Source organism: Pelagerythrobacter rhizovicinus, from assembly GCF_004135625.1.
Lineage (GTDB): Bacteria > Pseudomonadota > Alphaproteobacteria > Sphingomonadales > Sphingomonadaceae > Pelagerythrobacter > Pelagerythrobacter rhizovicinus.
Window position 1 is genome coordinate 983,837 of the sequence record NZ_SDPV01000001.1, and the last position, 17,664, is coordinate 1,001,500.

Annotated in this window: 15 protein-coding genes; 8 read left to right on the forward strand and 7 right to left on the reverse strand. The window is 65.4% G+C overall.

The genetic code is table 11. From position 1 onward, the window contains the following. Window positions 1–9: 9 nt before the first annotated feature. Genes ETX26_RS04825 through ETX26_RS04835 form a run of 3 tightly spaced genes read left to right on the forward strand, consistent with a single transcriptional unit; the run spans window position 10 to window position 2,700 of the window. Window positions 10–786, forward strand: coding sequence for a type III pantothenate kinase (locus tag ETX26_RS04825; RefSeq protein WP_129523518.1), 777 nt, complete (start codon window positions 10–12; stop codon window positions 784–786). After that, a complete protein-coding gene (locus tag ETX26_RS04830; protein WP_225425506.1) occupies window positions 783–2,426 on the forward strand; it encodes a ribonuclease J in 1,644 nt (547 codons plus the stop codon). Before ETX26_RS04825 ends, ETX26_RS04830 begins: the two co-directional genes overlap by 4 nt. 4 nt (window positions 2,427–2,430) lie before the next feature. After that, window positions 2,431–2,700 carry a DUF1467 family protein gene (locus ETX26_RS04835; RefSeq protein ID WP_129523519.1) on the forward strand — a complete coding sequence of 90 codons (270 nt, stop codon included), beginning with the start codon at window positions 2,431–2,433 and terminating at the stop codon, window positions 2,698–2,700. Here the strand turns inward: ETX26_RS04835 and ETX26_RS04840 are convergent. Continuing rightward, window positions 2,689–5,313, reverse strand: coding sequence for a coiled-coil domain-containing protein (locus tag ETX26_RS04840; protein ID WP_129523520.1), 2,625 nt, complete (start codon window positions 5,311–5,313; stop codon window positions 2,689–2,691). The two genes, ETX26_RS04835 and ETX26_RS04840, sit on opposite strands and share 12 nt — an antisense overlap. A 71-nt stretch (window positions 5,314–5,384) precedes the next feature. Here ETX26_RS04840 and ETX26_RS04845 point away from each other — a divergent pair, with 71 nt between their 5' ends. From ETX26_RS04845 to ETX26_RS04860, 4 genes are all read left to right on the forward strand, one after another. Continuing rightward, window positions 5,385–5,690: an Hpt domain-containing protein gene (locus ETX26_RS04845; RefSeq protein WP_129523521.1), complete on the forward strand. Its 306-nt coding sequence runs from the start codon at window positions 5,385–5,387 to the stop codon at window positions 5,688–5,690. A 79-nt stretch (window positions 5,691–5,769) separates the two neighbouring features. Next, window positions 5,770–6,963, forward strand: a complete 1,194-nt coding sequence (locus tag ETX26_RS04850) for a hypothetical protein (RefSeq protein WP_129523522.1) — start codon at window positions 5,770–5,772, stop codon at window positions 6,961–6,963. A 23-nt stretch (window positions 6,964–6,986) separates the two neighbouring features. After that, complete coding sequence (locus ETX26_RS04855) at window positions 6,987–7,949, forward strand: hypothetical protein (protein ID WP_129523523.1); 963 nt, start codon at window positions 6,987–6,989, stop codon at window positions 7,947–7,949. 61 nt (window positions 7,950–8,010) lie between these two features. Further along, on the forward strand, window positions 8,011–9,339 hold the full coding sequence (locus ETX26_RS04860; protein WP_318531645.1) for a sensor histidine kinase: 1,329 nt from the start codon (window positions 8,011–8,013) through the stop codon (window positions 9,337–9,339). A 61-nt stretch (window positions 9,340–9,400) separates the two neighbouring features. On the opposite strand, the gene ETX26_RS04865 is transcribed toward ETX26_RS04860, so the two are convergent. Together ETX26_RS04865 and gltX are read right to left on the reverse strand one after the other, a co-directional pair. Continuing rightward, on the reverse strand, window positions 9,401–10,687 hold the full coding sequence (locus tag ETX26_RS04865) for a citrate synthase (protein ID WP_129523524.1): 1,287 nt from the start codon (window positions 10,685–10,687) through the stop codon (window positions 9,401–9,403). 21 nt (window positions 10,688–10,708) lie between these two features. Further along, a complete protein-coding gene (gene gltX, locus ETX26_RS04870; RefSeq protein WP_129523525.1) occupies window positions 10,709–12,121 on the reverse strand; it encodes a glutamate--tRNA ligase in 1,413 nt (470 codons plus the stop codon). Between the two features lie 29 nt (window positions 12,122–12,150). Here gltX and ETX26_RS04875 point away from each other — a divergent pair, with 29 nt between their 5' ends. Continuing rightward, window positions 12,151–14,328 carry a ComEC/Rec2 family competence protein gene (locus ETX26_RS04875; RefSeq protein WP_129523526.1) on the forward strand — a complete coding sequence of 726 codons (2,178 nt, stop codon included), beginning with the start codon at window positions 12,151–12,153 and terminating at the stop codon, window positions 14,326–14,328. A gap of 37 nt (window positions 14,329–14,365) precedes the next feature. Here the strand turns inward: ETX26_RS04875 and lexA are convergent, their stop codons facing one another. From lexA to ETX26_RS04895, 4 genes are all read right to left on the reverse strand, one after another. Continuing rightward, the gene (gene lexA, locus ETX26_RS04880) at window positions 14,366–15,049 is read right to left on the reverse strand and encodes a transcriptional repressor LexA (RefSeq protein ID WP_129523527.1); all 684 of its coding nucleotides are present in this window, start codon (window positions 15,047–15,049) and stop codon (window positions 14,366–14,368) included. 155 nt (window positions 15,050–15,204) lie between these two features. Next, window positions 15,205–15,990: an indole-3-glycerol phosphate synthase TrpC gene (gene trpC / locus ETX26_RS04885; RefSeq protein ID WP_129523528.1), complete on the reverse strand. Its 786-nt coding sequence runs from the start codon at window positions 15,988–15,990 to the stop codon at window positions 15,205–15,207. Window positions 15,991–16,026: 36 nt separating this feature from the next. Then, complete coding sequence (gene trpD, locus ETX26_RS04890) at window positions 16,027–17,019, reverse strand: anthranilate phosphoribosyltransferase (protein ID WP_129523529.1); 993 nt, start codon at window positions 17,017–17,019, stop codon at window positions 16,027–16,029. Then, window positions 17,016–17,615: an anthranilate synthase component II gene (locus ETX26_RS04895; RefSeq protein WP_129523530.1), complete on the reverse strand. Its 600-nt coding sequence runs from the start codon at window positions 17,613–17,615 to the stop codon at window positions 17,016–17,018. The genes trpD and ETX26_RS04895 overlap by 4 nt, the downstream gene beginning before the upstream one ends. Between the last annotated feature and the right edge of the window lie 49 nt (window positions 17,616–17,664).

Genomic DNA, 17,664 nt, shown 5'->3' on the forward strand with positions numbered 1-17,664 from the left:
GAACCCGCCATGCTGCTCGCTGCCGATGTCGGAAACACCAACGTGGTCTTCGCACTGTTCGAGGGCCTGGAGATCAAGGCCCGCTGGCGTATAGCCACCGATCCCCGCCGCACGGGTGATGAATACGCGGTCTGGTTGCTCCAACTACTCAAGATCGAGGGTTACGAGCGGACGGCGATTACACAGATCATCGTCGGATCGGTCGTGCCGCGCGCCATTCACAATCTTACCGTGCTGGCCGAGAAGTACTTCGGTCTGACGCCGCTGATCGCGGGCGAGGGCGAGGCTGCCTGGGGCTTCTCTGTCGATGTCGACGAGCCGCGCTCGCTCGGCGCGGACCGTGCGCTCAACACCATCGCCGCGCACGCGAAGTATCGGGGTGATCTGATCGTGGTCGACTTCGGCACCGCAACGACTTTCGACGCCGTCGATTTCAACGGCGCCTACAAGGGCGGGGTCATCGCGCCGGGGATCAACCTCTCACTCGATGCATTGGTGGGAAACACCGCGAAGCTGCCGAGGATCGCGATTGAGGCGCCGCGCACGAATAGCGTAATCGGCACGAACACCGAGGATCAGATGCTGATCGGCGTATTCTGGGGCTATGTCTCGATGATGGAAGGCCTGATTGCCCGCATGCGTGCCGAGATCGGACGTCCGGCGAAAGTGGTCGCGACCGGCGGCCTCGCGATCCTGTTCGACCAGCACACGCAGATCTTCGACGCGGTCGACGCCGATCTGACGCTTGAAGGCCTTGCCATTCTCGCGGAGCGCGCGTCACGGTGAAAAAGGACTTCACTCCGGAGAAGGAACTTCTGTTCATCGCGCTCGGCGGATCGGGCGAGATCGGCATGAACGTCAACCTCTACGGGTGCGACGGCAAGTGGCTGATGGTGGACCTCGGAATGACGTTCTCCGGAGGCGAATATCCGGGCGTGGACCTCGTGTTCGCGGACCTCGAGTTCATCGAGGAGCGCGCGAAGGACCTCGTCGGGATCGTCCTCACCCACGCGCACGAGGACCATATCGGCGCGGTGCCCTATTTCGCTGCCGACCTCGGCGTTCCGCTCTACGCCACGCCGTTCACCGCGGATCTGGTGATGCGCAAACTGGAGGAAGCCGGGCTCTCGCGGACGGTCGAACTTAACGTCGTCGCAAGCACCGATCAGTTCTTCTTAGGCCCCTTCGGTATCTCTTATGTGCCGCTCGCTCACTCGATCGCGGAGGGCAACGCGCTGTTGATCGAAACGCCGTATGGCCGCGTGTTCCACACCGGGGACTGGAAGCTCGACGAGGATCCCATCGTCGGCGAACCCACCACCGAGGAGGAACTGACCGAACTCGGCGATGAGGGCATCCTCGCGCTCGTGTGCGATTCGACCAACGTTTTCAATCCCGCACCGAGCGGGTCGGAAGGCGCGGTCTATCAGGGCCTGATGGAAGAGGTGAAGCGCCACACCGGTAAACGCGTGCTGGTGACCACGTTCGCCTCCAACGTTGCGCGCCTGCACACTTTGGGCGAGGTTGCCAAGGCGACCGGACGACGCCTGTGCGTCGCGGGACGGTCGCTCGACCGCATCATCGAAGTCGCGCAGGACAACGGCTATCTCGAAGACCTGCCGCCTTTGGTCGATTTCGACACCGCCATGGGCCTGCCCCGCGGCGAAGTCCTCATCCTCGCGACCGGCGGGCAGGGCGAACCGAGAGCAGCGCTCGCGCGGGTCGCCGACGGATCGCACCCGATCGAGCTCACCGCGGGCGACGTGGTGCTGTTCTCCAGTCGTCAGATTCCCGGCAACGAGATCGCCATCGGGCGGGTGCAAAACCAGCTCGCCGCGCGTGGAATCGTGATGGTCACAGACCGGCAGAGCGCGATCCACGTGTCCGGTCATCCCGGCCGGCCGGAGCTCGAGGCGCTTTACGGATGGCTGCGCCCCGACGTGCTTGTGCCGGTCCATGGTGAGGTGCGACACATGCAGGAACAGGCACGGCTCGGCCTTGCCAGCGGCATTCCCCACGCGGTGGCGCAGGTGAATGGCGACGTCGTGCGCCTCGCGCCGGGCGAACCCGGGAAAGTGGCGGAAGTGCGCGCGGGGCGCCTCGTGCTCGACGGCGACATTATTGCGCCGGCCGACGGGGAGGGGATCGTCATGCGCCGGCGCATTGCCGCGGAAGGCGCTCTCGTCGTCATTCTCGGCCCTCACGGGGGCGTGACCATCGAGACATTCGGACTGCCGCTGGAAGAGGACATGGGGGAGTTCATCGCGGAAGCCAAAGCCGATGTACTCGAGGCGATCCGCAAACTACGCGGAAAGGCGTCCGGCGCGGATGGCATCTCCGAGGCTGCCAGACTGGCCGCACGCCGGGCGGCGCGCCGTTGGTCGGGCAAGAACCCGCAGGTCAAGGTCATGACGATAGGGGACTGACGCAGTGCAGTGGACTTCGATCCTCGCGATCTACTTCATCGTCTGGGTGATGAGCGCGTTCTTCCTGTTGCCGTTCGGAGTGCGCACTCACGACGAGCTTGGACTCGATCGAGTGCCGGGCCAGGCCGACAGTGCGCCGGCCAATTTCCGCCCGGGGCGTGTGGCTCTGCGAGCGACCATTCTTGCGGCAGTGCTTACGGCCCTTTTCGTGCTCAATTACGAGTACCGCTGGGTGGACGCCGAAGATCTCGACGTTACCCGCCTATTCGCGTAGCCGCTTGATCGCCTGGGCGAGCGCCACGTAGAGCTTGCCCATGTCCGAGCTGAGCAAGGTGACGCCCAGCGCATTTCCGTCACGCGTCGAGAGCATCGTACGCAGCATGCCCTCAAAATCCGCGACATAGCGATTCACGTTCTCCTGGAAATCAGGCTCGCTTTCGTAAAGCGATGCAATCTCGCGGGCCTCGCTCCGGCTGAGCAAGCGCACCGCACGACGGGTGAAAATGCCACGATCGCCGCGGAGATAGGATGCCCATGCAGTGTCGGTCACATCGGTTGAGAGCGCCTTCGCGATATCTATGGCGTTCGAATTCAGGCTTTCGGTGATAAGCGCCATACGCCGCGCGAAATCGTTGTCGACCTGCTCTTCGGCGCGTTGACGGGCATGCGCAACACGCGTTTCCAGATTGCCGGCAAGCTCGTCAACCTTGGCGAGCTGGTCGCGGAGCTGAATCGCGGCCTGGCGGCTCGCATCCGACGCTTTCGCGGCCGCTTTCTCCAGTTGACCGATCGACTGCTCGGCCTTTTCCCGCATGACTTCATCGAGGGCCTGGGAGGTCTCGGTTCCGACCCGTTCGGCAAGTTCGCGGATGCTTTCGCTGGCGCTTTCCCCGATCGCGGCACGGGCCGAGCGAGCGGCGGTTTCAAGCGCCTCGATCGCATCACGCAGATCAACCCGCGCCTTTTCGGCGACCGCCGTGCTGTCCTCGTCGAGACTGGCAATCACGTTGCGAAGTTCCGCAATCTGCGCTGTATGGGCTTCGTTCGCCTGCGCGAAGCGCTCGTGCAAGGCGTCCACATCGGTGATCGTCTCGCGACCGGTATCGCGCGCACCGGCCACGTAATCGGACAGTTGCGCACTGGTGACATTCGCCTCGTCGAGCACGAGCTTGAGATTGCCCGCGCGTTCCTCGACCGAGGCCAGGCGGCTTTCGGCTTCGCCTATTGCGAGAGGCAGATCCTCCCGTGAATGCTGTGCGCTCGCCTGGAGCAGCTCGAGCAGGCGCACGCTCGCTTCGGTGAGCGAGGCCACGGCTTCGTCGGTTCCGTTCAATGTCGAACGACTTTCGGTAAGCTTCGCTTCGAGCCGTTCGAGGCTCTGCGCGAGGACCTTCTCGGTCTCTCCCCCGTGGGAAGCAATCGCTTCCACCTCGGCGCGCAGCTGCACCAGGCGCTCGGTTATGGTCTCGCCCTTGCGGGCGAGTTCGTCGGTTTGCGCGATGTGCGCCTCGCGCCGTTCGGCGATGGCCGCGTCGATCTCCGCAAGGCGCGACGCCAGCGCCTCCGTATACTCGCGCTCCGCCTCCGCGAGAACGGCTTGGCGCTCCGCGATGCGGTCCTGCAGGCGTTGGTCGCGCTCGGCAATGCCGCGGTCCACGTTCTCCGCTTCCGTCTTGAGTGCGGCGAGCTTCCGATTGGCGGAAGCAAGGGCGTTTTCGTCCACGCCCGTGATCACCTCGATCGCCTCGGTGAGGCGCTGCTTCATTGCCTCGACCTGTTCGCCCCAGGTGCCGAGTGCAGCCTCCTCACTCTCGCGCACCGCGTTGCCTATGGTCTTCGCCTCTTCTCTCAGACCTCCCAGACGCGCACGGAGAGAAACCAGCGCTTCCTCCTCTTCCGACGCCAACGACTCATGGGTCGCGCGAAGTTCCTCCGAAAGAGAGTCGGCACGCCGGCGCAAAGCGGCCAGCGTCTCCACCTCGCGCCCATCGAGTTCTGCGCGAAACGCCTCGCTCCTCGTGCGCAATACCTCGAAACGTTCTGAGGTCAGGCGGTCGAGCTGATCGAGCTGTTCTTCAAATCGGCCGAGTGCTTCTTCGATGCGGTTCTGCAGCGATCCGACTTGGCGCTCGCTGGCGAGGCCGAAATCGTTGAGCCGTTCGAAACCCTTCGTCAGCTCAGCCACGTGTTCGTTAGCGACACGGCCGGCGTTGCCGATCTGATTGGAAACGTCGCGAGCCGAATTGGCGATGACCGGCAAGTCATCGCGCAATTTGTTCATGTTGGTCAGTGCAGTCGAGCTTACAGTTGCCAGCGCCTCCACCTGTTGACCGTTGTCGTGGACAAGACTCTGAAGATGATCGGCATGGGTCGAAAGCCGTTCCGTCGCAACGCGCCCGAGCGCGTCGAGTTCGCGCGACTGTGATGCGAGGAATTCGCGCGCGAGGCTGAGTTCACGATTGATCGTTCCGAGCCGCGTTTCAAGCAGACGGGATTCGGCCGACAACAATTGCGCAACGTCGCCGAAGCGGCGCGCCTCATGCCTGCTGTTGCGCGTCGCAAGCAGCCACGACACGGCCACTAGAAGGACCGGCATGGTCCACAGGCTGATCCAGGCGATCCACTGCGCCAGGGGAGCGCCCGCAAGCATCGGTTCACGGAAAGTCCAGACGAACGTCGCGGTCCACGCCGCGATTGCCCCGAGGGCGAGCGAGAGTGCAAGCCATGGCGCCCGCAACTTCGGCTCGGGCTCTTCGGCCCAATCCTCCTCCGACAGCGCAAGATCGAGGGTATCTTCCTCGATCGTCACTGCTTCGGTTTCGTGCGCGATCATTTCGCCATCTGCGCGGTCCGGCCCGATGGCCCTGATGTTCGATCCCCCAGACATGCTCGCGAGGCTATCACGAAAAGGAGGTGCTGAAACCCTGCTTTAACCATTCTTGCGATAGAACGAGTGAGATGGTCCACGAAAACGGTGCTCTGGACGCTACTCTGGCAGCGGCTGCCGGCGAGGACGTTGTTCTGCTCGCCGAACTGCGTGGAGCTTTCCTCGAGAGCGTCGAACGACAGATCGACCTGCTGCGACGCGCGCGCTGCGACGGGAACTGGAAGGTTGCCGCCCTCCGCTTAAAAGGGTTGGGTGCGAGTTTTCACGTTACGCAACTCATTCAACTTGCCGACGAGGCCGCTGCGGCGGCGCCCGGGGAGCCGACGGTGCTACGCAAGCTCGAGGCGTTCCGGCGAGACTTGTCCGGCCGCACCTGAGCGCTCGATCGGCGCGCTTGGCACAGGCATGAGCTGGGCCTAAACCTCTTCGCTTTGATGCGGGAGAGAGCAATTGCGGGTGGCGATCCTGTCGGCAATCCGTCCGGGCGGCGAAGGGGCTGAAACGGTGCGTGGCTTGCTCACCGTTGCCGGCCGCAGTGTTGCCGCGCTCCAGCTGGACCTCGCGCTACGCCTCGGATGTGAGCGCATCGTGTGCCTGGCCGAGGACCTGAACGAAGGCATACTCCCGTTGCTACACCGCGCCGAGGAGGGCGGGGCAAGCTTCCACGCGCTGAGCAGCGCCAGATCGCTTTCCGGCCTGGTGCGGGCGCAGGACGAACTGTTCCTTTTCGCGGAAGGTGTTGTGCCCGATCCGCTGGTCGTGGGAGAACTGCTGGGCGAGCGTCAGGGCATCGTCGCTTTGCCGGCCGACCCCGGAATCGAGGCAGGTTTCGAGCGGATCGACCGCGACCATGCCTGGGCCGGTGTGGCCCGTCTGCCCGGGGCGACGGTCGAACGTCTGGTCGAAATGCCGTTCGAGGTCGATGCCGTGCCCGCCCTGCTTCGTGTGGGACTGCAAACCGGGACGCGGTTGATCCCCCTGCCTCCGTCTCTGTTGGCAGATCGCCGCTGGGCTCTGCTGTGCAATGATGAGCAGGCGCGGGCGTTCGAGTCCGGCTGGCTGAACCGGAGAGCCGCGCTCTCTTCGTTCGCAGCGCCCGCGTATGCGGTGGCCGATCGGCTCGCCAGGACCCTGGCACCAGACATTCTTGCGCGGCGAGGCAGAGCGGCGCTTCCAGTTGTAGGCGGCTTCGTTGGGCTGGGCGCAGCGCTGGCCGCCGGCTGGTGGGAGATTCCTGCGCTGGCCTTTGGTTCGGCTGCAATCGGGGCATTCCTATTGCGTGTGGGGGAGACCGTCGCCGCGTTCCTGAACGAAGGCGGGCAGAGCGGGGTGATCATGCGAGCCGCCCGCGCGGTGCCGCGACTGGCGATCGATGCCACGGTTCTCGCGCTGATCGGAATGCTCGCCCCGTCGGGAGAGATCACCGGCTGGCTCTTCGCAGGGATCGCACTGCTGCTGGCGCTGCGGGTCGCCGAACGGTCGCCGGTGGAGGCATTCTCACAAGCGTCATCGGACCGGACGATACTTGCCTTCGTCCTGGCGCTATGCGCCATCGTCGATCAGATACTCGTCGGAATTCAGATGCTCGTGCTTGCCCTGCTCGCTGTGCTCTACTTGATCGGGGCGCGATGGCGGATAACAGGCTCTTAACTATGCCGCGCTAAGGCGGATCGATGACCGACTCCGGCACGACCAGTACCTCGTATTCGCCGATCGAGGCGGTTCTCGCGAGCGAGCTCGCCCGCGGGGATCTCGTGCTGGGGACAGTCGGTCCCATGCTGGGCATGCTGCTGGCCAGCCACGACAGCGCGCTCTTCACCGACGAGGTCGTTGCCGGTGTGCGCGGTATGGGTCTTCATGTGGCACGACAGATGCTGACTGCGCAGGCGAAGGCCGCCGGTGTCGAGGAATCATGCGTCTTCGCCGTCGAGCATGCGGATGCCTTGGCGGAGGCGTTGACCGCAAATCTGCAGTTCCTCGGGCACTGCCACGTACTCGCGCTCGAACATAGATTGTCGACGCATCTGGAGCGGAGCAACGCGATCGATCCGGTGCTTTCGCCGCTGCTTCAATCGCTGACCGGCGCGCCAGACGCTGAGACGGCGCAATTGGCGAAGGCCGCGCTCGGCGCGCAGGCGCGCTTCACCGAACAGCAGCGACGGACGGAACTGCCACTCCGGGAACTGCCGCCGTCGCTATTCGAGCAGGCGCTGTCCCTGTGGCGTTCGCGCGCGACGGGTGCGGAGCGGAGCGTTGTCGAGGAAACCGTCGAGCATCTGCGCGAAGCTTATGATCCGCAGGCCAGGCGCGTCAGCTTGCTGGAGCGGGTCGCCGGTATGATCGGCGAGGGACCGAGATCCATGCTGTCGGTCGAACACGCCGGAGTGGCCCTCTTCCTGTCTGCGCTTGCCCTCGCAACCAACCAGGACCGCGATCTGATCGCCCTAGCTACCAACGAAAGCCAGGTCGGGCGCCTTGCGCTGGCCCTGCGCGGGGCCGGACTCTCGCCCGAACAGATCGCCAAGCAGTTCGTGCTGGTCCATCCGGGCGTCCTCGTACCTGAGGGGCTGGACTCGCTGCCGTCCGATCGTGCGGCGGCACTGCTCGCGGCGTCCGATAGGCAGGCCTTGGGCTAAGCCCATGAACGCGCATTCCCCCAGCTATCTTGCGCGCGGCCGGACTGACGCAGCCGACCGCTTGATCGAAGCCGACGAGTTGATCGCTGGCCTGCAACGGAGCTGCGGCGGTGAAATTCCCGGCGTCCTGGCAATCCCTGCGCTCCTCGAGCGGGTGCGCCAGGCGCGGATTGCCGGTACCCGTCTAGGCGGTTCGATCGAAGCGTTGGGCGGTGAAGGGATCGTGCGTGCGTGGGTCGAGGTGTTCCCGCACACGGCGGGCGATCCGGGGTGCTCTATCGGAATCGCCGATTGGCAGGTATCGGCCGCCACGCGCGATGATGACCGACAAGCCGGAGCAAGGCATCTCGAGATAGAGCGCGGCGTGGCCGAGCTATGGGCGCGTCTCGATTCCGAACAGCGCGTGCTCGCGGCCGAAGCGCGTGCGCCCGACCTGGCGGAGCTTGCGCGCAAAATGGAGCAAAACGCCGGGCGGCGCTGGAGCGATTCCGTCGAGTTGCCGGGCGTCGTACACGAGCAGCCGATACACTGGCGACTGCTCGATGGGGCGTCGGTGCGTGTCCCGGGGTCTTCGCGGGAATGGACGGCGACCCTGGTGCCGCTCGGCGCGCCCGAACCAGGTCAGTCGGGATTTGAACTCTACCTCTCGTCCGACGCGCCGCTTTCCGACGTGGCGAGGAGATCCGATGTCGAGACACCGAAAGCGCCTGCTAGGCACCTTATCGGGCAGAATCTGTCGCCCGTCCTGCGTCAGCCGATCGCGCGGATCATCGCCAATGCGGAGACGATCCGCACGCGGCTGGCCGGTCCTCTCGCCGAGGAGTACAGCAATTACGCCGCCGACATCGCTTCTGCGGGCCAGCACCTGCTCGCTTTGATCGAGGACCTGTCGGACCTGGAGGTGGTCGAGGCGGACGACTTCACCACCGCACCTGACGAAATCGATCTTGGCGATGTGGCACGTCGCGCCGCCGGAATTCTGGCGGTGCGCGCGAAGGAAAGGGACATCGAGCTGGTTGCGCCACCTGCCGGTAGCAAGGCACCGGCGGTCGCCGAATTCCGCCGCGTCCTGCAGATCCTGCTCAATCTGGTCGGCAATGCGATCCGGTATTCGCCCGAAGGTTCCGAGGTGCGGCTGGAGCTTTCAGGCGCCGAGGATCGCGCCCGCGTGAGCGTAATCGACCAAGGGGCGGGGCTTAGCGCGGAGGAACAGGCCCGGGTGTTCGAGAAGTTCGAGCGGCTCGGCCGCAGTGGCGACGGGGGGTCCGGGCTCGGCCTCTACATTTCGCGTCGCCTGGCGCGCGCCATGGGTGGCGACCTCACGGTCCGGAGCGAGCCGGGGAAAGGGGCCACGTTCAGGCTCGACCTTCCCCCGAATCCCAAGTCCTGAAGTGGGTTCCCGGGGAACCCCGCGCAGAGGCGCGGCCGGCAAACCGGGAGAATGATGGCGCTCAGCGTTCTCCGATCGGCACGTAGTCGCGCTCGGTCGGGCCGGTATAGAGCTGGCGCGGCCGGCCGATGACCTGGCCGGGATCGGAGATCATCTCGTTCCACTGCGCGACCCAGCCGACGGTGCGCGCGAGTGCAAACAGCGCGGTGAACATCGTGGTCGGGAAGCCGATCGCCGAAAGGATGATCCCTGAGTAGAAATCGACGTTGGGGAAGAGCTTCTTTTCCTTGAAGTAATCGTCGTTTAACGCGATTTCCTCGAGACGCAGCGCGGTTTCGAACACCGGATCGGTGACCTTGAGCGCGTCGAACACCTCGCGCACCGTCTTCTGCATAACCGTCGCGCGGGGGTCGTAGTTCTTGTACACTCGGTGCCCGAATCCCATCAGGCGGAACGGGTCATTCTTGTCCTTCGCACGCTCGATGTAGTGCGGGATGCGATCGGGGGTGCCGATTTCCTGCAGCATGTTGAGCGCCGCCTCGTTCGCGCCGCCGTGCGCCGGGCCCCAGAGGCAGGCAATGCCCGCCGCGATGCAGGCGAAGGGGTTCGCGCCCGAGGAACCGGCGAGGCGGACGGTCGAGGTCGAGGCGTTCTGCTCGTGATCGGCGTGAAGGATGAAAATTCGGTCCATCGCCTTTTCGACCGCAGGGTGCAGCTCGTAATCCTCGGCCGGCACACCGAAGGTCATACGCAGGAAATTGCCGGTATAGCTCAGCGAGTTATCGGGGTAGAGGAACGGCTGCCCGACCGAATACTTGTAGGCCATCGCCGCGATCGTCGGCATCTTGGCGATCAGGCGGTGGCTCGAGATCTTCCGATGCTCGGGATCGGAGATATCGGTGCTGTCATGGTAGAACGCCGAGAGCGCGCCGACCACGCCGCACATGATCGCCATCGGGTGCGCGTCGCGGCGGAACCCGCGATAGAAGGTCATGAGCTGCTCGTGCAGCATCGTGTGCCGAGTGATCGTGTAGTCGAAATCGTCGAGCTCGTCCTGCGACGGCAGCTCGCCGTTGAGAAGCAGGTAGGCGACTTCCATGAAGCTCGAATGCTCGGCCAGTTGCCCGATTGGATAACCGCGGTGGAGCAGCACGCCTTCTTCGCCGTCGATGTAGGTCAGCGCGCTTTCACAACTGGCGGTCGACTTGTAGCCGGGATCGAAGGTGAACGCCCCAGTGCTTCCGTAGAGCTTGCGGATGTCGACGACGTCCGGCCCCACGCTTCCCTCGAGCACCGGGAATTCGTGGGTCTGGCCACCCAGTTCGAGTTTCGCCTGCTTGTCCGCCAAATTCGTTCTCCTTCTTGATGCCTATCCCCGGCTTGCCGGAGTGGCCTGCGCGTCGATCCGCGCGAGCGCCTCTTCCCGTCCGAGCAGGACCAGCACATCGAAAATACCCGGGGACGTGGTTGTCCCGGTGAGCGCCGCGCGCATCGGTTGCGCGAGCTTGCCGAGGCCCAATCCGAGCTCGTCGGCGAGTGCCTTGGTAGTGGCTTCGAGAGGCTCGATTGTCCAGTTCTTTTCGGCACGAAGGTGGTCGGCAACCTGCGCTAAAATTGCGCGCGCATCGTCGTCGAGCAACGCTCGGGCCTTGTCCGTCAAGGTGAGCGGGCGTGACTTGAAGAGAAACGCCGCACCTTCGGCAAGTTCGTCGAGATCGCGCGCGCGGGTCTTGAGGACGGGCATGGCCCGGGCGAGCAGCGCCTCGTCGGCGTGCGTTCCGATCCGATGCGCGACCAGCTTCGCCAGCCGCGCGTCGTCGGCCTCGCGGATATAATGGCCGTTGAGGTTCTGCAGCTTCTTGAGGTCGAAGCGCGACGGGCTCTTGCCCACGCCCTCAAGGTCGAACAACGCGATCGCTTCCTCGCGCGTGATTTCCTCGCGGTCGCCATGGCCCCAGCCGAGGCGGAGGAGGTAGTTGAACAATGCTTCGGGCAGGATGCCGAACTCGTCGCGATAAGTTTCCGCGCCGAGCGCGCCGTGGCGTTTCGACAGCTTGGCCCCGTCGCTGCCATGGATCAGCGGGATGTGTGCGTAGACCGGCTCCGCCCAGCCCATCGCGCGATAGATCGGCAACTGGCGGAAGGCATTGTTGAGGTGGTCGTCGCCGCGGATCACGTGAGTCACGCCCATGTCGTGATCGTCGACCACCACTGCCAGCATATAGGTCGGGGTGCCATCTGCCCGCAGGAGGATATAGTCGTCCAGTTCCTCGTTGCGCACCGTCACCCGCCCCTGAACCCGGTCCTCGATCACTGTCTCGCCCTCGGCGGGAGTCCTCAGCCTCAGGACATAAGGCGCGCCTAGCGGTGCGTCGGCCGGATCGCGGTCGCGCCAGCGGCCGTCGTAACGCAGGGGCTGCTTGGCCGCACGCTGGGCGGCGCGCATTTCCTCGAGCTCCTCGGGCGTCGCATAGCACTTGTAAGCGTGCCCAGCGACGAGAAGTTGCTCGGCGACTTCCACATGGCGTGCCCCGCGTTCGGACTGGAACACGACGTCGCCGTCCCATTCGAGCCCGAGCCAGGCGAGCCCATCGAGAATCGCGTCGATCGCTTCGGGGGTGGAGCGCTTGCGGTCGGTATCCTCGATCCTCAGCAGCGCCCGGCCGCCATGGTGGCGTGCGTAGAGCCAGTTGAAAAGCGCCGTGCGGGCACCGCCGATGTGGAGAAATCCCGTCGGCGATGGAGCGAAGCGCGTCACAACCGGTCCGCTATCGCTTGCCATATCCGATGTGATCCTTTCCTATGTCTCGCATGGCGACGGGGGTGCCCGAGGTGCCGTTGGGGGGCGGGGCCGGAGAGGCCGATGCTGCAGCGCAGCGCAATTGGCGCAGCGCGGCGCGTTTGTCCAGTGGGGTGGAACGGGCGGAAGCATTTCTCGCTGCAGCGGGGTTCGATCGCGGGCCCTGGCTGGCGGTCGCGTTCGCCGGGGGAATCGGGGCGTGGTTCCTCCTCCACGAGCCGTGGCAATGGGTGTCCGTCATCGGCGCCGCGGTGCTCGGTGCGATAGCGGCACAGGCGATCTGGCGTGAACGGGGCGACCGAGCGAACTTGCGGCTGGCGGCGATCTCCCTGGCAATCATGGTGGCCGCCGGTGTGGCTGTGGTGTGGCTGCGCTCTGCTGCCGTAGGTGCGGAGCCCATCCCTTACCCACGTGTCGAGCGGATTGAGGCGCGCGTGCTCGAGCGGATCGACCAGCCGGCGGAAGACCGCGTGCGTCTGGTACTCGCGTACCGCGATGCGGAGGCAGGCCTCGCACGAAAGGTGCGGATCAATGTGCCGCTGGCGTCAGACCTGGCAGGGCTGACGGAGGGAGCGATCGTCCGTCTGCGGACTAGGCTGATGCCGCCATCGCCACCGATGTTGCCGGGCGGCTACGACTTTGCGCGCGCGGCCTGGTTTCAGGGACTGTCGGCGACCGGATCGCTGATTGGGGATATCGAACTCATACGGTCCGGCGACGAGGCACATGGCCTCGCAGGGATCCAACGAACTTTGGCGGCGCACGTCCGCGAACGGCTCTCGGGTTCGCCAGGTACGATTGCGGCCGCCTTCGCGAGCGGCGATCGCGGCGCAATCGCGCGTGCGGACGAAGAGGCCATGCGCGATGCCGGGCTTACACACCTTCTGTCGATAAGCGGCCTTCATGTGGGCGCCGTGATCGCAGCAGGCTATCTGCTGGCCATCAAGCTGCTGGCGCTTTGGCCGTGGCTCGCTTTGCGCGTCCGGTTGCCGGTGCTTGCTGCGGCGATCGCCGCAGGCGCCGGGGTTGGATACACACTGCTCACGGGGGCCGAGGTGCCGACGGTGCGAAGCTGTATCGGCGCCGTGCTCGTGCTGATCGCGCTGGCACTCGGGCGCGAACCGTTGTCGATGAGGATGGTGGCAGTGGCTGCGATTGCCGTCCTGCTCTTATGGCCGGAATCATTCGTCGGACCGAGTTTCCAGATGAGCTTCGCCGCGGTGCTCGCGATCGTCGCACTACACGGGAGTGCCCCAGCGCGCGCCTTTCTCGCTCCGCGCGAGGAAAGCTGGTTCGCCCGGCTCGGAAGGCGCACGGCAATGCTGCTTCTCATGGGCGTGGTGATCGAGATCGCACTGATGCCGATCGTGCTGTTCCATTTTCATCGCGCCGGCGTTTACGGCGCGCTGGCGAATGTGATTGCGATCCCGCTCGTGACTTTTGCATCGATGCCGCTGATCGCGCTCGCCCTAGCGCTCGATATTATCGGTATGGGGGCGCCCGCCTGGTGGTTGGCAGGCAAATCGCTCGAGCTACTGCTCGGCATCGCTCATTTCACGGCCGGTCAACCCGGGGCGGTAAAACTCGCGCCTCAGATGGATCTCGCGACCATGGCGCTGTTTGTCCTCGGCGGATTGTGGCTCGCGTTGTGGCGGGGGAATGCGCGATTGTTCGGTCTGGTGCCGGCGATCGCAGGAGCGGCCCTGCTCATCGCGACACCTGCGCCGGACGTTCTCGTTTCGAGCGATGGGCGGCATGTAGGCGTCGCGGGCGTGGGGACGCATCTGCTGATGCTGCGCGACACCCGCAGCGAATTCACGCGGGACAACCTCCTGGAACTCGCCGGATTGGAGGGCGAGCCCGTTCCGCTCGATCGCTGGGACGGCGCACGCTGCAGCCGCGACTTCTGTACGCTTGCGATCGACCGGGGTGGGCGGCGCTGGGTGCTCCTGATGGCCCGCAGCGGCGACATGGTGGAAGAACGCGCACTCGCGGCGGCTTGCGACCGGGCGGACATCGTCGTCGCCGACCGCTTCCTGCCACGCAGCTGCCGCCCACGTTGGCTGAAGGCGGATCGGCGCCTGCTTAGCCAGACGGGCGGTCTCGCGCTATACCTCGACGAACCCCGGATGAAGACCGTCGCGGAGGGGCAGGGTGAGCATGGCTGGTGGCGTGGGGCCAGCCGCTAGAGGCTCGCACTAGAACAGTTCCGCCTGCGCCCATCCCTCAGTGATAGCGGCGCAGCAGCCCCGAAAGCTTGCCCTGCACCTGAACTTCGTCGGGCCGGTAGATCTGCGGCTCGTACACGCCGTTGGCAGGATCCAGCCGGATCATTCCGTTCTCCCGGCGCATGTACTTGAGGGTCGCTTCCTCGTTGCGTACGAGCGCCACCACGATTTCCCCGTCCCGCGCCACATCGGTGCGACGCACGAGCGCGAAATCGCCGTCGAAAATGCCCGCTTCGATCATCGAATCTCCCGAAACCTCGAGCGCGTAGTGCTCGCCGGGTCCGAGCAGCGCGGCAGGAACGGGAAGGCTGTTCTGCCCTTCGAGCGCCTCGATAGGAGCGCCCGCGGCGATACGGCCGTGCAGCGGTATCTCGATTACGTCGTTCGCCGGTTCCGCGCGCACGGCAGCGACGCGGTGCAGGTCGATCACGTTGTCGTTTTTCACCTTTCGGGCCGCTGGCGTCGCGTCCTCCGGCTGTTTGAGCACTTCCAGCGCGCGGGCGCGGTTGGGGAGGCGGCGAATGAAACCGCGTTCCTCGAGCGCGGAGATCAGGCGGTGCACGCCCGACTTGCTCTTGAGATCGAGCGCTTCCTTCATCTCTTCGAACGAAGGGGAAATGCCGGTTTCCTCCAGACGCTGCTGGATGAAGCGGATCAACTCGTGCTGCTTTGCCGTCAGCATGGCGCAGTCTCCTCGGGTCGCCTGACACGCTCGTCCGGGTTGCGAACGAATGCGGAACAACTAGGCAACCAATTTGGTAAAGTCAAGCAATCCCGCCATTCTGGAGTCGATTGCGGAAGAACATCCGTTCCGGTTTCGTCTTCGGCGTCCCGCCCTTAGCCGAGGAGAAGCTGCCGGGTTGCGGCGGAAAGATCGGGCTGCCGCATCAGGCTTTCGCCCACGAGGAAGCAGCGGACGCCTGCCGCAGCCAGACGCTCGCAGTCGGCATGGCGTTCGATTCCACTTTCGCCGACGAGCAGCGCGTCCTCCGGCGCGAACGAAGCAAGACGTTCGGTGACGGTCAAATCGGTGCGGAAGGTCTTGAGATCGCGATTGTTGATCCCGATGAGCCTGGACCGCAGCGCGCGGGCGCGTTCCATCTCGGCCTCGTCATGGACCTCGATCAGCACGTCCATGCCGCGCTCGATCGCCGCGGCCTCGATCTCCGCCATCGCGCCGTCTGCCAGCGCGGCGACGATGATGAGGATCGCATCGGCACCGATCGCGCGCGCTTCGGCGACTTGCCAGGGATCGACCATGAAATCCTTGCGCAGCACCGGCAGGTCGCAGGCTGCACGCGCGTCCATCAGATAGTCCTCGTGACCCTGGAAGTAGGCCGCATCGGTGAGGACCGAAAGGCAGGCGGCACCTCCCGACTGATAGGCCGCGGCATGCTCTCCGGGGCGAAAATCCTCTCGGATCAACCCCTTCGATGGAGAAGCTTTCTTGATTTCCGCGATCAGGCCAAAACCGGTACGGGCCTTGGCCGCGAGCGCATCGCCGAAGCCCCGCGGCGGCGTCACGTCTCGAGCAGCGCGATCGAGGTCGTCCAGCGTAGCGTGCGCCCTGCGGTCGGCGACCTCTTGGCGCTTGGTGATGCAGATTTCGTCAAGTTTGTTCATCGTGCAGTCCGTGTGTCGTCGGCGTGCTCGTGTGGTCTACCGTGCCATTTCGATCCAGCGGTCGAGCAGAGCGCCCGCGCGCCCGCTATCGATCGACTCCGCAGCGGTCGCCGCCCCTTCCTCCCATCCTCGGGCAGCCCCTGCAACGATCAGTGTTGCTGCAGCGTTGAGCAGCACGGCATCGCGATAAGGGCCGGGCGCACCCATCAGCAGGGCCTTGAGCGATCGGGCATTGTGCAAGGCGTCGCCCCCGCGGATCGCCTCGACAGGAGCATGCGAGAGGCCCGCCATGGAAGCGTCGACCCGGCGCATCTCGAAATCGTTGCCGACGACGTCGGCGACCTCGTTGCCGCCGGCGAGGCTCAGCTCGTCGAGCCCCTCGTCGCCCGACGCGATGAAGGTGCGCTCCGTCCCGAGCCTGGCCTTGGCCGCTGCGTAGATAGGCACGTAGCCGGGGCGGGCGATGCCGATCAGCTGGCGTCGCACGCCGGCCGGGTTCGACAGGGGGCCCATGAGGTTGAAGATCGTGCGCCGGCCGAGCCGCTGGCGGAGCGGCTGAATGCGTCCCATGGCAGGGTGGTGGTTCTTGGCAAAGAGGAAGCAGATCCCGAGTTCTGCCAAGGTCTTCTCGGCGGTTCTTCCCGCCGCTTCCATGTCGAGCCCGAGCGCCTCGAGCGTGTCCGCCGCCCCGGACTTGCTGCTGGCCGCGCGGTTGCCGTGCTTGGCGACAGGCACGCCCGCGGCCGCAACGACGAGGCTGACGGCGGTCGAGACGTTGAGCGTGTGGTGGCCGTCACCCCCGGTGCCGCAGCAGTCGACGGCATCGTCCGGCGCCGCGACCGGGATCATCCGCGCACGGAGCGCGCGCGCCGCGCCGGCGATCTCGTCCGCCGTCTCGCTGCGTTCGGTGATCTCGATGAGAAACCGGGCGATCTCCTCCTCGCTCGTCTCGCCGTCGAGGATCCAGCCGAAGACTTCCTCGGCCTCGGCTTCGGAGAGATGCGGTTCCGCCTGCGGGAGCGTCTTCATGCCGGCACCTTCGCGTCGATCCCGCAGATCGCGAGGAAATTGGCGAGCGGCGCGTGACCGTGCTCGGTGGCAATGCTTTCGGGGTGGAACTGCACCCCGTGGATCGGCAGCTCGACGTGGCGGAAGCCCATGACGTTCGTGCCGTCGAGCCCGGGGGTCTCGCTGGTCGCGTTGACCGCCAGAACCGGGGGAACGTCCTCGACGATCAGCGAGTGATAGCGGGTGGCGGTGAACGGGGAGGGCAGGCCGGCGAAGACGCCGGTGCCGTCGTGCTCGACCGGCGAGGTCTTGCCGTGCATCAGCCCGCCGCGGACGACGCGCCCGCCGAAATGCTGCCCGATCGCCTGATGACCGAGGCACACGCCGAGCAGCGGCAGGCGGGCATCCGCGCAGGCGGCGACGAGATCGAGACTGATCCCGGCCTCGTTGGGCGTGCACGGCCCCGGGGAGATCAGAACGCCCGCAGGCCCGCTCGCAACCGCTTCCGCCGCGGTCAGCGCATCGTTGCGCTCGACGCGGACCTCGGCCCCGAGTTCCATCAGGTAATGGACCAGGTTGAAGGTGAAGCTGTCGTAATTGTCGATGACGAGGATCATGTCGAGGGTCTTCGTGGCTCGGTCGCGCGCGATCAAGCAAGGAAAGCTA